Annotated in this window: 12 protein-coding genes and 1 pseudogene; 8 read left to right on the top strand and 5 right to left on the bottom strand. The window is 42.7% G+C overall.

Translation table 11 applies throughout. From position 1 onward, the window contains the following. Positions 1-123: 123 nt before the first annotated feature. The 6 genes from AB1L08_RS05745 to AB1L08_RS05720 all read left to right on the top strand — a co-directional run bounded on the left by AB1L08_RS05745 (position 124) and on the right by AB1L08_RS05720 (position 6,974). Complete coding sequence (locus tag AB1L08_RS05745; protein ID WP_413063709.1) at positions 124-1,719, top strand: hydantoinase/oxoprolinase N-terminal domain-containing protein; 1,596 nt, start codon at positions 124-126, stop codon at positions 1,717-1,719. Between the two features lie 30 nt (positions 1,720-1,749). Then, complete coding sequence (locus AB1L08_RS05740; RefSeq protein ID WP_413063708.1) at positions 1,750-2,916, top strand: S-methyl thiohydantoin desulfurase family protein; 1,167 nt, start codon at positions 1,750-1,752, stop codon at positions 2,914-2,916. A 1-nt stretch (position 2,917) separates the two neighbouring features. Further along, on the top strand, positions 2,918-3,190 hold the full coding sequence (locus AB1L08_RS05735; protein ID WP_413063707.1) for a hypothetical protein: 273 nt from the start codon (positions 2,918-2,920) through the stop codon (positions 3,188-3,190). Positions 3,191-3,220: 30 nt separating this feature from the next. Next, positions 3,221-4,318, top strand: coding sequence for a M24 family metallopeptidase (locus tag AB1L08_RS05730; RefSeq protein WP_413063706.1), 1,098 nt, complete (start codon positions 3,221-3,223; stop codon positions 4,316-4,318). A 16-nt stretch (positions 4,319-4,334) separates the two neighbouring features. Further along, positions 4,335-5,486 (top strand): S-methyl thiohydantoin desulfurase family protein, encoded by a 1,152-nt coding sequence (locus AB1L08_RS05725; protein ID WP_413063705.1) that lies wholly within the window; start codon positions 4,335-4,337, stop codon positions 5,484-5,486. A 156-nt stretch (positions 5,487-5,642) separates the two neighbouring features. Beyond that, a complete protein-coding gene (locus AB1L08_RS05720; protein ID WP_413063704.1) occupies positions 5,643-6,974 on the top strand; it encodes a purine-cytosine permease family protein in 1,332 nt (443 codons plus the stop codon). Positions 6,975-7,185: 211 nt separating this feature from the next. Here the strand turns inward: AB1L08_RS05720 and AB1L08_RS05715 are convergent, their stop codons facing one another. From AB1L08_RS05715 to AB1L08_RS05695, 5 genes and pseudogenes are all read right to left on the bottom strand, one after another. Further along, on the bottom strand, positions 7,186-8,175 hold the full coding sequence (locus AB1L08_RS05715; protein WP_413063703.1) for a proline dehydrogenase family protein: 990 nt from the start codon (positions 8,173-8,175) through the stop codon (positions 7,186-7,188). A 348-nt stretch (positions 8,176-8,523) separates the two neighbouring features. Next, positions 8,524-9,762, bottom strand: a complete 1,239-nt coding sequence (locus AB1L08_RS05710; RefSeq protein WP_413063702.1) for a PucR family transcriptional regulator — start codon at positions 9,760-9,762, stop codon at positions 8,524-8,526. A 105-nt stretch (positions 9,763-9,867) separates the two neighbouring features. Next, positions 9,868-10,131, bottom strand: a pseudogene (locus AB1L08_RS05705) (sodium:solute symporter family transporter); the annotation flags it as partial. Between the two features lie 101 nt (positions 10,132-10,232). Next, positions 10,233-11,777 carry an L-glutamate gamma-semialdehyde dehydrogenase gene (gene pruA, locus AB1L08_RS05700; protein WP_413063701.1) on the bottom strand — a complete coding sequence of 515 codons (1,545 nt, stop codon included), beginning with the start codon at positions 11,775-11,777 and terminating at the stop codon, positions 10,233-10,235. A gap of 564 nt (positions 11,778-12,341) precedes the next feature. Further along, positions 12,342-12,494, bottom strand: coding sequence for a hypothetical protein (locus tag AB1L08_RS05695; RefSeq protein ID WP_489686520.1), 153 nt, complete (start codon positions 12,492-12,494; stop codon positions 12,342-12,344). A gap of 97 nt (positions 12,495-12,591) precedes the next feature. Between AB1L08_RS05695 and AB1L08_RS05690 the strand changes: the two genes are divergently transcribed. Both AB1L08_RS05690 and AB1L08_RS05685 read left to right on the top strand, forming a co-directional pair. Beyond that, entirely contained in the window at positions 12,592-13,539 is a 948-nt protein-coding gene (locus AB1L08_RS05690) for a helix-turn-helix transcriptional regulator (RefSeq protein WP_413063700.1), read from the top strand. A 38-nt stretch (positions 13,540-13,577) separates the two neighbouring features. Beyond that, the gene (locus AB1L08_RS05685; RefSeq protein WP_413063699.1) at positions 13,578-14,465 is read left to right on the top strand and encodes a GNAT family N-acetyltransferase; all 888 of its coding nucleotides are present in this window, start codon (positions 13,578-13,580) and stop codon (positions 14,463-14,465) included. Positions 14,466-14,542: the final 77 nt, after the last annotated feature.

Here is a 14,542-nt window from a genome sequence, read left to right as displayed (position 1 = left end):
TAGTCTCATCACAGATAATAAATATAGAATTTGTTGTTGAAAAAGGGGGTTTTGAACAGCAATTGGCTTAAGGAACCAAAAATAGCTGTTTTAATTTCATCATTTAAGAAAGGAATGAATTGAATGGAAAAAGATGTAAGAATCGGCTTTGATGTGGGCGGAACATTTACAGATGGTGTGATTGTTAAGGGCCAAGAAATATTAGCAAAAACAAAAACATTAACTACGGAGGATGTCACAACAGGCATTATTAATGCTCTGGACGATTTATTAGAAGACAGTAAAGTCGAGCCTATCGAAATTGGTATGATTTCTTTCGGAACGACCCATACAACAAATGCTATTATCGAACGTAAAAATTTGAACAAAGTAGGCATATTTAGGTTGGCTGCACCTGCAACAACTGCTATTCCACCACTGACAGGATGGCCAGAAGATTTAATTGAAGCAATTGGAGGAAATGAAAACGTATTCATCATAAGAGGAGGTTCAGAGTATGATGGGAGGGATATTGTTCCGCTAGATGAGCAAGCGATTCGAAACGCTTGTCAAAGGTTAATAGGAACAGTTGATTCGATTGCTATTACAGGAGTATTTTCTCCCATGATTCCTGATCATGAAAATAAAGCATCTGAAATCATTAGAGAAGAGCTCGGAGATATTCATATCACCTTGTCTCAAAACATTTCTACTATTTCCATATTAGAAAGGGAAAACTCTACAATCCTTAATGCATCCGTTATTTCAGTCATGCAACGCTCAATTAATGCGTTAAAAAATGCCACAGAAAGGAGAGGAATTAATGCGCCGCTTTTTGTTGTTCAAAATGATGGCAGCGTAATGTCTTCGGACTTTGCGATCGATTACCCCATTTTTACTGTTGCATCTGGCCCAGCTGCAAGTGTAAGGGGAGCCGTTTATTTATCTGGTATTAAAGATGGCGTTGTCGTAGACGTTGGCGGGACTTCTACAGATGTGGGCTATATCGTTGACGGATTCCCAAGAGAGTCCGCTATAACAGTATCAATCGGTGGAGTAAAAACGAATATCCGCTGTCCAGATCTCCTTTCCATTGCTTTAGGTGGTGGAACAATCATTAAAAATAAAGGAACAGAAGTTTTAGCAATAGGGCCGGAAAGTACAGGATATAATCTTGTAAAACTTGGAAAGTCGTTTGGCGGTCCTATCTTAACAGTTCATGATATTGCGGTTGCCAGGGGTGGCTTGAACGAAAAATTGGATATCTTTGACACCAACTTTGTAACACATCCAGAAAAAATTAAAGAACTTTCAACAGAGCTTGTTGATCATTCAACAGAAAAAATAAAAGAACTGTTAGAAATCACAATTGACCAAATGAAAACAACCCCAGAGGATATTCCGGCACTTATCGTTGGTGGAGGAGCAACGACGATGCCTAAAGAAGGGGTGGAAGGAACAACTGAAATAATCAATCCGAATCATTTTGAAGTATGTGGTGCTGTTGGAGCGACTATTGCGGAGATAGGGGCGTACGCTGAAAGCGTGGCTGATTTGGAGATAGAGGATCGCGAGGAAGCAATCAACCATGTTATTGAAATGGCTAAAAACAATTTGGAAAGTGCTGGCGGTTTGAAAGAGACTGCGGAAGTAATTGACATTGAAGAAATTCCATTCGCTTATATGCCCGGTAAAAGGCAAAAAATCAGAGTAAGAGTTAAAGGGAAAATATTCAACTGAGAGTCGGATTCAGAAAGGGAGGTTATTTGAATGAGTGTATATAAAACTTTAGAACGTTGGGGGATTGAAAATTATCGAGTAATCGATAAGGAAGCAATCGAGGAAATCACATTGGGAGCCTCTATTCTGGCTACTGGCGGTGGTGGAGATCCGGAAATCGGGCTCCTTTGGACTCTGGGGACATTAGAGAAAGGAAAAGACATTGTTTTAATTAATCCGGAAGATTTACCTGATGATGTTGTCGGAGCAAGTGTCGGATGTTTAGGTGCACCAATTGTACTTACTGAAAAACCGCCATCTCAAAATGTACTTGAGAAAGCATTTAAGCAATTATCCAAATATATTAATAAAGAGCTGGAGGTTGTTGTGCCTTTTGAATGCGGTGGGGTCAATTCCACGGTTGCTTATGCGATTGCGGGAGAGCTTGGCATTCCGGTTGTTGATGTGGACGGAATGAATAGAGCCTTTCCAGAGTTGCATCAAACATCATGGGTAGCGAACGGAAGCCATGCTTCCCCTGCAGTATCAGTAGATGATAGAGGGAATATGACCATTATCGATACCCAAGAAGATAATATAAGGGCAGAAAGTATTGCCAGAAGTGCCGCCATGGCCTATGGAGGCATTTCTTGGAAGGCCTCATATCCTTTAACAGGAAAGGAAATCAAAGAAAAGTCTATTTTATATTCTCAAAGTATTGCTTGGGAAATTGGACGCGCAGTGAAGCAGGCAAGAGAAAACCATGGCGACCCGGTCGAGAAAGTGATAAAGAAATTAAAAGAGACAAGAAATGTAGAAAGTTTTCGAGTTTTTGACGGAAAAATAGTCGATATAAATAGAGACTTTGGCGGAGAAGCAACAAAAGGTTTTTCTTCCGGAAGGATTCGTATGGAAGGAATCGGAAATTATAAAAATAAAGTTGCCGAAATAGATTTCCAAAACGAATGGCTGCGTTTAAAAGTAGATGGAAAAACATTGTGTTTGCCGCCTGATCTGATTGCTATTCTAGATAATGAAACAGGTGAACCTATCAGAACCGATATTATGAAATACGGTTACCGGGGGTCCATCATTCTAATTCCAGCACACGAAAGAATGCGTACCGATAAAGGTTTAGAAATTTTTGGTCCGTCTTATTTTGGATATGCAGAAGGGTATGTTCCAGTTGAACAAATAATATCTGAGAGGATGTATTGAAATGTTAGAAAGAGTTCAGAATCTCATCCATAAAGATGATAAATGCAAAACTATAATCCAGATTGTCCTTAATAATCCGTACATTGAATTAAAAGATGTGTATAAAGATCTTGGAGAAGAAAATCTAGCAGACTATGATAAGGCATTGGAAACATTAATTGATGAGAATATCATCCTTGAACTTACGAGCCAGGCAGGCTCATCTATCGAGTCCAGAGTGCCTAAAAAGATTCTTATAATTAATCCCGAAATTAGTGACCAACTTGAAATTTAATATAAAAAAGTCTCATTAGAAGGGGATTGCATGTCAGAATTTAAAAAAAGAGTAGCCAAATTTGCCGACAATATGAAAGCCGCGGGAATTGATACTTCTGTTCTTTTTAATCAAGGCCATATTAGATACTTCACTAATTTCAGAGTAAACCAAGCGGCCGAAACGGTTTTAATTATTGGAAACGATGCCTCAATATCATTTCTAGTCCCGAGATTGGATTTATTCAGAGCTAAAATAGACTGTTGGATCGACCATATCGTTTCTTTTCTGGAAGATACACCTGATTATTTAGCTCCCTTGAGGAAGCTGTTAAACAGGGAATGGAAAACAATAGGAATAGAGCAAAATACGATATCTGCTCATCATTTATCTTATATAAGCGATATATGTAAAGGGAGAATGGAACCGATTGACTCATTGCTTGTCAACCAAATGAAAATAAAAACTGATTGGGAAATAGAGAAATTAAAAAAAGCTGCACATATTGCGAGTTTAACGATGAATGAAGTGAAGCGGTATATTGCTCTCAACCAAAACGTTACAGAGCGGGAAGCAACGGGATATGCGAAATACACGATGGAAAAAAACGGAGCGGAAAATTACTCATTTGAACCTTTTATGATGTCAGGATTGGATGCTGCTCTTCCGCGAAGGGTTTCTACAGATAAAGTGTTAACAGAGGGTGAACTGATTCTTTTCGATATGGGATGCATTTATGACGGTTATTGCTCCGATATAACAAGAACCTTCTCTTTGGGACAACCCTCGATGAAGCAAAAAGAGATTTTTGACATTGCATTGAAAGCACAAAAAAAAGCAATTGGAGCAATAAAGCCAGGCGTCCGTTCCCATGAAGTTGATGCGGTGGCAAGAGACTTTATTACAGAAAGTGGATATGGCGAATATTTTCCACACTTGACAGGACATGGTTTAGGTCTGTTTGTACACGAACATCCCATTCTGGATAAAGGGGAAGAAAGTATTTTAATGGAGAACATGGTACTTACTGTGGAACCCGGTATTTATGTTCCTGAAATCGGCGCTGCAAGGATAGAGGACATGATATTAGTAACCGAAGACGGATATGAGTATTTAACAACTTCATCGAGAGAGCTGCTACTAAACTAAGAATGAGGTGGATTCATTGTCTGGTTCTGTATACGATTTGCTGGAGAAATGGAACGTTAAACATTATACAGTGATCACGATGGAAGACTTAGAGGATATAACGGTCGGTTCAACACTTCTGGCTACCGGAGGCGGCGGGGATCCTGATATTGGATTTCTCTGGGCACAGCGAATGATTAAAAATAGCAATGACATCGTTTTGATCGATCCGCTAGATATTCCGGATGATGAACTAATTACGAGTGTGGGATGTTTAGGTGCTCCTCTCGTTCTGACCGAAAAGCCGCCAGGTGGAAAAGAAATCTTCAAAAGCTTGGATACCGTTTCTAATTTTTTAGATAAGAAGGTAAACGCAATTATTCCCGCGGAAGCTGGTGGAGTTAATATGACGATCCCGATGGCTGTAGCAGGAGCCTTAGGAATACCTGTCATTGATGCGGATGGTATGGGAAGAGCATTCCCAGAACTTCAGATGACCTCTTTTTACATTGGGGGCGTAAGTCCGACACCTGTAGCTGCAACAAATGAGAAAGAAGAAGTTTGCTTAGTTGATTCCGCTGATGGACAACTAGCAGAGAGAATTATCCGAAGCGCAGCCATGGCATATGGAGGAATATCGTGGATTTCCTGTTACCCAATGACAGGAAAAGATATGAAAAGAACCTCTATCCATCGAACTGTGACTCAGGCAAGAACCATCGGTCAAATTGTACGGAAATACCGCGAGAATAATATTGAGCCTGTGAATGAAGTAGCCAAGTATATGAACGGGAATCTAGTGTTTAAAGGGAAAGTCGTGGATTTAAATAGGGACTTTGGATCTGAAGTGACAAGTGGTTTCTCATCAGGAACGATCGTCATGGAAGGCATCGACTCTTATAAGGGATCCACTGCGAAAATAATGTTCCAAAACGAATGGCTGCACTTAACCATTGATGGCAAAACCCGTTCATTGCCTCCAGATTTAATTATTTTAATGGATCCTGAAACTGGTCAAGCATTAAGAACAGATATTATTAAATACGGTTATAGAGGATACGTCCTTTTGATTCCGGCAGATGAAAAAATGACTACGGAAAAAGGTATTGAAGTATGTGGTCCCCGAGCATTTGGAATTGATGAAGATTATCATTCTCTAGAATCATTAAATTTATTTGGTGACAATTAAGAAGGTACTAATTTTATTTTTTATTGAGCGGGTTGGTATATAGCATACAAAAACGTTAACGGTCCTTTACCAACCCTTTTTTTATCGTTTCAAAAGGAAATGCAAATTATTACAGAATATCCTGGAAAATTCGGAGGATAAGAGGGAGGACTTAACATGGCAAATCAATTAAAAGATATTGTAGGCAATAATGCTACCAATGAATCCGCCCAATATGACATTAATCAAGAAGAAGGCAAATACGCACAATCTCCTGTTCCACCTGAAAAAAGAAAAAGTTGGTTAGGAATAGCTGCCATTTATTTCGGTATGACAGCATCTCTTTCCGCTTTTGCAACTGGAGGTGCGTTAATTTCCGGGTTGACACTGATGCAGTCAATTATGGCAGCAGTTTTAGGAACAGCAATTTTGGTATTTTTATTCTTTATACCTACAGGATATATCGGTGCCCGCGAAGGCTTTAACACTTATATAGTGGGTGAGGCGGCATTCGGATCTAAAGGATCAAATATCGCCACAGCTTTTATCGTAACGATCATCCCTTGTGTGGGCTGGTATGGAGTTCAAGTTTCAATTGCTGCGGATGCATTAACTGAAGTATTTGGTGGAAATCAAGCTTTGACTCCTTGGCTCATGATTTTTTTAGGAATTCTTTTTTGTTTGCCAGCGATGTTTGGCGTAGTAAGTATGGCATGGTTAGACTACTTGGCAATTCCGGCCATCTTAATCATCACAATTTATGGTTTTACTAGAGTAATGAATATGACGGGTTTAGAAGGCCTTTTAAATTATGAGCCAGCAACTAGCCAATCAATAGTTTGGGGGGGCAACTTAATGGTGGGCAGCATGGTGGTAGGTGCTACCTTTACGGCTGACTACACGCGGTGGACGAAAAACAAGCTGTCCCATGTATCTTATGCTGGAATTGCAGGGAATTTTCCGCCTCTTCTTATTTTAACGATTGTAGCTGTCATGATGGGCATCTCCGCGACGTCAATAGAAAATGTGAATGAACCATGGAATATTGCAGAAGTCATGAAAGTATTGGGCCTTCCGTTGATTTCTTTAGCCTTAGTCATTGTGATGCAATGGTCTACCAATATTACATCATCTTATAGTGCAGGCCTTGCCCTCACAAAGGTATTTGGGTGGAGCAGGTTTTGGTGGACCCTCATTGCCGCAGTTGTAGGAACAATATTATCATTGTTGGGAATTATGCAGTATTTTATCGGATTTTTAGGGATTCTTGCTTCATTTGTAGCTCCTGCAGCCGGTGTTATGATCAGCGAATATTTCTTTGTTTCAAAACAGACTTTAAATCGCAAGCAAGGTTTTTATTGGCCGGGGATTTTGTCGTGGTTTATAGGAGGTCTTGGTGCGTATTTCATCCCATTTTTTATACCGGCAGTTAATGGAGCCATCATTGCAGCGCTCATTTACTACTTGATTCATGCGATTCGATCGGATACGAATAATCAAGCGGCTTAATCATTTGTAGAACTCGAATTCGCTATCACTCAATAGATAAGTGTGATGAGTAGAGAAGATAATCTGCATCGGTTTCCGCGCTTCTGTTGGGAAAAAAATCAAGCGCTGTCTTTTGATAAATGGTTTCATTAAATATAAGGGCTACCTAGAATTTAGAGCATATTAAATCTAGGTAGCCTTTATTTCATTTATGGCATTGTGAAATGCATGATCACTTTCTCTTATGTCTTCTCTTTTTATTGGCACGAAGCAGAAGTAGGGCCAAAGCACCTGCTCCGATCGCTGTGTTTGTTTTCTTGTTGAAAACTTGCTTGCCGATGAGTGCGAGGTTTTGCGGGCGTTCGGCCAGGCGGCGCATAAAGTAGCCAAACCAATCATGACCAAATGGGACGTATGTGCAGAAGTTATAACCTTCTTTTACAAGCTGAAGCTGCAGGTCTTTTCTGAACCCGTAAAGCATTTGAAATTCAAATTTATCCCTTGGAATGTCGTGCTGTTTTACAAATTGCTTCACGTGGTTGATCACGTTGTGATCATGTGTCGCGATGGATGTAAATTTCCCGTTGAGTAAATGGTATTCTATGAGTTTGATAAAGTTTTCGTCAATATCCTTTTTGTCTTGAAAGGCGAGATGTTCCGGCTCTTTATATGCCCCTTTGACAATTCTTAAACGAAAATCTTTATATTTTTCAAGGTTACTCATGGCGTGGTAAAAATAAGCCTGAATGACCGTGCCGATATTGCTGAATTCTTTGGACAATTCGTCAATCAAATCAAATGTCGGCTGCAAATGGCTGTAATCTTCCGTATCGAAATTGATAAAAATATTGTATTCATTGGCCTTGGCGATGATTTCCCTTAAATTTTCAAGGCAAAAATCGTAGCTGATATCCAGACCAAGCTGGGTGGGCTTCAAGGAAATATGGGCATCCACATTGTGGTCATGAATCGCTTGGATGACCGCCAGAATTTGTTTTTTTGCTTTTATTGCCTCTTCCCTGTCAAAAACAAATTCTCCCAAATTATCGACTGTTGCCGCAATACCCTGTGCATTTAGTTTTTTTACACTTTCAATCATTTCTTCTATATTGGTTCCGGCTACAACTGATTGGGCCCCCAGTTTTAGGCCCCATCTTTTCGCAGTATTATTCAAAGCTTTGTTTTGAGAAAGCATGATAAAAAAATCCCTGGTTAGTCCCATGGTTCCCGCACTCCTTTACTTGGTGATATAATCATGAAAACCCCTTCAATTTTTCAACGGGGACTCATATCATTTTCAAAAAGCAACCCTATATTTATTATAAATTTCTCTCAGTTATTTATCATTGTCGTAAAGAAACGAGAAAAGTCCATTTCTGTTGTCGGTTACTTACAAGCAGGTTTGGTCCGCTTTTTAGCTATAGTGCAAGTTCTTACTGGACAGAAATACATAAAAATGCGACCGGATTTTATGTAAAATTTAACGCACTTCTAAAAGAAGTCCCCCCACTTAAAGCGGTGCTAGCTGGTAAGTGGGGAATGAACAATAGAGGGGCCTGCAACAGCCCCTTTAATCGGCGTTCCCGTCGGCTTTTAATATCTGCAAATCGATATACGTCTGACAGTTTGTCTGAAAGTCATCAAAGGTGATGGACGTTAATTCGGTAATTTGGTTCAGACGGTATTTGAGCGTGTTTGTGTGGATAAACAGTTTTTCCGCCGTAGGCTTTAAGCGGCAATTTTGCAACAGGTAGACTTCCAACGTATGAAGCAGGCTCGATTGGTCTTCTTTGTCTTTTTGCTTCAGTTTGAGCAAATCTTCATTTACATAATTCATTTTTGCCTGGTATTGAGAAATGGTTTCCAAGTAGCGGAACAGCCCAAGCTTTTTATATTCAAAGGAGGGGAGGGTGTCCAGTCCGATAAATTTGGCGGCCTTAATGACTTCCATTGCTTCCATATAGCTTTTTTTCAACTGCAGAATGGAGGAGCGTTCGTTGCTGATTCCGGAATATAATTGGTTTTTACTGAATTGGCTTAACACCGTAGAAGTAAGTTCGTTGGCGCTTTCAACGAGTTCTCCCGGGGGTGACAGGTTGCTTCCGATCATGACAACAACTTTCAATTGATCGATAAAAAGGTGGGCAGGCAGTTTAATGGCATTTGAAAAAAGACCAACCTTCTCCAATAATTCTCCAAAAATTTCTTCACTTGATTGCCCTACGGTAAAAACGTTGATAATATAGGAAGCCGGAATCGACATATTGATATTGGCCGCTTCCCACTTGACCTGGGCCTCCGTATGAAATTCATCTTCCATTATTTTTTTATACAGGCTGTTTTTTTCCTGATCTTTTTTCAGTTTTAGCTGCTTTTTTTGATAGAGGATTTTGCCGACATGATGCGAGACTTCATGGATAAAATCGAGTTCAATATCCGTCAGCGTCCCGTCGGTCTCTTGGATCCATATATAGCCTAAAATATGGTCTTTATATTTTGCGCTCACAACGACACGTTGGTTCAGGCCGATTTCTTTTATTTGTTCCACCCGAAACGGTTTGGGGTCGCTTTTTAACTGATCAACAATTCCCCTGTCCATAAACATTTCCAATATTGAAATAGTCCACCGTTTTGAAAAAATCGTTTGCTTGTTGGCTTCATCAAATTGTTCAATATAAAAAGAACTGTAAGCCAGTAATGAAAATTGGTCATCTTCAATGACGACAGGCTTTTTCAAGTATGCGCTGATCACTTCGGTGATTTCGTCTATATTGGTCAGCGTAAGGACTTTTTCCAACAGACCCTCCATCAAGATCCCCCCCTATCCCTGTTTGAATGCGTTTATTTAAATTTTATCACACTTTCATACTGAAAAATAAAAAAGCCGGGGATCGGCAATCCCCGGCTGAAGTTTCTATTCCTTGAGCAACCTCAGGCTCTCATCAAATTCTTTTTCAATTTCTTCGTTATGTTTATAGGTGAGGCGGCTGACAATGACAGCTACGATCAGGTTGATCAGAAAACCTGGTACAATTTCATATAGCTCAAAGTCCAATCTTTGCCAAACAAGGACTGTAACGGCACCGGAAATCATCCCGGCAATGGCTCCCCAGTTCGTCAGCTTTCTCCAGTACAAGCTTAAAACGACGATCGGGCCGAATGAGGCACCAAACCCGGACTTGGAGCTAGACAACTAAGGTCTTTGTCCAAAGTGTTAAAGCCTAAAAAAACTTATGCTTTCTTTAAAAACAAGAAAGAAGCGCAGCGCTTTTCTTATTTTTACAGCATCTCTGACGTTGTCTTCGCCTGCATGTGAAGCAGCAGGTAGTCCGGGCCGCCCGCTTTTGAGTCGGTTCCCGACATGTTGAATCCTCCGAATGGCTGGTAGCCGACAATCGCTCCCGTGCAGCCGCGGTTGAAATACAAATTGCCGACATGAAAATCTTCACGTGCCTGCTCAAGATGCTTGCGGTTGTTGGAAATGACGGCCCCCGTCAGTCCGTATTCCGTGTTGTTGGCGATTTCCAGGGCATGCGTGAAGTCTTTCGCTTTGGAAAAAGCCACGACCGGCCCGAAGATTTCTTCCTGCATGAGGCGGGCTTTCGGGTCCAGGCCGGCAAAGATTGTCGGCTGGATGAAATATCCTTTGGAATCGTCGCCTGCACCGCCAACCATCAGTTCACCTTCCGTTTTGCCGATTTCAATGTATTTCATGATTTTATCGAACGCGTTTTGATCGTTCACCGGCCCCATAAAGTTTTCCGGGTTTGCCGGGTCGCCGACTGTCAATTCTTTTGTGAGCGCCACGGCCCTCTCAAGTACTTCATCATACACGTCTTCTACGATAACGGCTCGGGAGCAGGCAGAACATTTTTGTCCGGAAAAGCCGAATGCCGATTGGACGATCGACTGGGCAGCCAGTTCGAGATCCGCTTCTTTATCGACCACAATCGTGTCCTTTCCGCCCATCTCGGCGATGACGCGCTTCAGCCAGATTTGCCCTTCGTTGACGATGGCGGCCCGCTCGTAAATCCGTGTGCCGACTTCCCGTGAACCCGTAAAGCTGATGAACCGGGTTTTCGGATGGTCGACGAGATAATCGCCCACTTCCGCGCCGCTTCCCGGGATGTAGTTGACCACGCCTTTTGGCAAGCCCGCTTCCTCCAACACTTCCACGAACTTGGCCGCAACGACAGGGGTAGTGGAAGCCGGTTTTAACAGAACCGTATTTCCGCTGACAATGGAGGCAACTGTTGTCCCCGCCATGATCGCAAACGCAAAGTTCCACGGGGATATGACGACGCCGACGCCAAGCGGGATGTAATCATAGCGGTTATATTCCCCCGGGCGGCTTTCCACTTTTTTGCCGTCCCTGATCTCCAGCATTTGCCGTCCGTAATATTCCATGAAGTCAATGCCTTCTGCCGTATCGGCATCGGCCTCTTTCCAAGGTTTTCCGGCTTCTTTTACGAGAAGGGCGGAAAATTCGTGCTTCCGGCGGCGGATGATGGCCGCAGCTTTAAAAAGGACGTCCGCCCGGACTTCCGGCTTCACTTTTTTCCACGACTCAAACGCTTCCAAGGCACTGTTCATGGCGCGCTCCGCCAGATCCCTGTCCGCCTTGGATACGCGGCCGACGACTTCTTCTTTATTCGCCGGATTGACGGAAATAATTTTCTCCTCGGTCTCGACACGTTCTCCGCCGATGATCAAGGGGTAGTCTTGGCCAAGGCAGCTATCCACCAGCTCCAGCCCCGCTTCAAACGCTCTTTTGTTTTCTTCTTTTGAAAAGTCCGTAAATGGTTCGTGCCTGTAAGCAATCATACACTACAGCTCCTTTTTATATTTTTATGAAGGAAATGATTAACTTTTAACCACCCTTTTTGCCGGCCGTTCCGCCAACCGTCTTATTGTCAGCGTCTTCTTTAGCAGGATAGGCAACTTCCGGCGCTTCTTTGTATGCCCTTTGACAGGCCGCAAAAACGGCCGATTCAAATTTTATTTGGCAGATACAAGAAAAAATTTGTTGTGATTGCTTCTAATTCAATCACAGCTTATTGTTTTTGCCTATGAGTTTATCGTATTATGAATCAATTTCATTCGACAATGTCGGCTAGTGACAATCTTTCCGGCTTTATCTTGTGGGTAACAGACAACAGAGGGTGTTGCGAGCGGACTGACATTACATCGTTTGGGAGGCTATTTTAACTTCCCGCCGAAAAAGAAGTTTTCCACTGTCAAGATGAAATAGGAGCGGTACAAAGAAATACAATCGTAAACAAGGTAAATGCGATCCGGAATGAAGGTAATACGATCGTAAGTAAAGTGAATACGATCCGGGAACAAGGTAAATAGGATCCGAATTGAAAATACGATCGTAAACAAAAATTACAATAAAATCATGTCGGAAAGCTTTTCACGCGTGCTTCGGCCTGTACAGTAGACTGTTGCACCAGCCTCCCCGAGTGAAACTGCAATGGCCCGTCCGACACCGCGGGTTGCTCCGGCGACGACCGCAATTTTTTCTTGCAAAGGTTTCATCCAAACATCCACCTTTCCGGTTTCTTTTTTATTATAGACAGCTAAAGATGACATCTGTTTTCATATTGATAAAATAAAGAGGATGGGAGGGATTTCGATGAGGGCTGACCGATTGATCGCCATTTTGCTGTTGCTGCAAAACAACGGGAAAATGACGGCGAAAGAATTGGCGGAAAAACTGGAAGTGTCAGAACGGACGATCCATCGCGATATGGAAGCGTTAAGCACCGCAGGCGTACCGGTATATGCCGAACGTGGAACGAATGGCGGCTGGTCGCTTGCGGATGGTTATCGAACGAACCTGACCGGCATGAAGACGGAAGAAATGCAAACGCTGCTGCTTGCCCATTCTTCATCATTGCTTGGCGATTTGGGATTGGAGAATTCCTTTGAGTCCGCCTTTCAAAAATTGTTGGCGGCGATCCCGGGAAGCATGCATCACGAGACAAAAAAGCTCCAGGAACGCATCCATATTGATGGTGCCGGCTGGCATCAAAGGCAGGAATTGCTTCCATGCCTTTCAACAGTCCAGGAAGCCGTCTGGCAGGAAAGAAAGCTGGAAATGGTGTACCGGCGAGATGAAAAGATTTATGAGCGTATTGTCGAGCCGTTGGGGCTTGTGGCCAAAGGGAGTATCTGGTATCTGGCTGCTGCGGCGGATGGTGAGCTGCGTACATACCGCATCTCGCGTATCGAGCGTGCCCGGATCACAGCGGAATCATTCCGACGGCCGGATCACTTTGATTTGGCCGGATATTGGGAACAATCCACGAAGCAGTTCAAAGCGCAGCTTCCCCGCTACCCGGCCCGAATCAGCTTTTGCGAAACGGTGCACGACCGCCTTTCAAAACAGCCATATATGAAAATTCACACCACTGACACGGTGAACAGTGGCTGGATCGAAGCCGATGTCGAATTCAACACAGTCGAATCGGCCTGTGAAATCATTCTTGGTTATGGTGCGCTTATGAAAGCACTTGAACCGGCGGAACTCCGTGAAAAAGTAGCGGCCGAGGCGCTGGCTGTTTTGAGGATGTATCAATAGGAAGATATACAAAAAATCAAATTCTAGGAGGCTACCCCATGATTGAAGTTAAGGCTTTGAGCGAATGTCCCTTGACAGATGCGGCTGAAGCATGGAACAAGGGGTTTTCAGATTATTATTCCAATTTGAGGATGCCAGTCGATCAGCTGGCTTTCCGGTTTGGGAATGACCAAATTTCACCGCGGTTTTCTTTCGTTGCCTATGACGATGGGCAGCCGGTTGGTGTCATTCTGAATGCGATCCAAACATTCAACGGGACAAAGTGGGCATGGAATGGAGGTACCAGTGTGTCACCATTGCATCGGGGCCAGGGAATTGGAAAGAAGCTGATGGAAGCGACGATGGAGATATACAGAAAAGAAGACGTGGAACGGGCCAGCCTGGAAGCGTTCAGCGTCAATGAAAATGCAATCCGGCTCTACGAATCTTTTGGGTATGAGACGGTAGACCGCCTTCTGTTTCTTAAGAGCACAGACACATTCTTAATGGAAGAAAAAAATGAGTATTTACTGGAGAACGGATTGGCCAAAAGGGCTGCCTGCCTTCCGTTCTATCAGGAGCAGGTCCCATGGCAAACGCGTTGGAATTTTATCCGCCAAGGGGAAGCGGTCATTGCCAAAAACCGAGACGGTGAACCTGTGGGGTATGCCCTGTACCAAAAGAGAAATACCGAAGATGGCAGCCTTGCCGCAGTGACTCTTTTTCAATGTATTGCGGCCGAAAATCAATCCGATCGAGAGGGAATCCTCAAAAGCATGCTGGCAAACGTGTTTTCCGGAGAGAAATCTTATCCCCGGGTAGTTTACAATTTGCCAAAATCAAACGAGCTCCTTATCCGTATTTTGAAATCATCCGGCTTCAAAGAAATGTATACGGACAGCGGCACCCTGCTCGAACAGGTTTTTATGATCTGTCATCCCAAATAAAGTTTGACAAATCCATTTAACCCCGTTCGTTCAAATTAGTGTTAAAATGAAAGTAAATCAAGGGGACCAAATAAAGG

This window comes from Siminovitchia jepli (genome assembly GCF_047228825.1).
GTDB lineage: Bacteria > Bacillota > Bacilli > Bacillales > Bacillaceae_C > Siminovitchia.
Note: the sequence above shows the minus strand (reverse complement) of the source record. Positions and strands in the feature narration are given on the sequence as shown.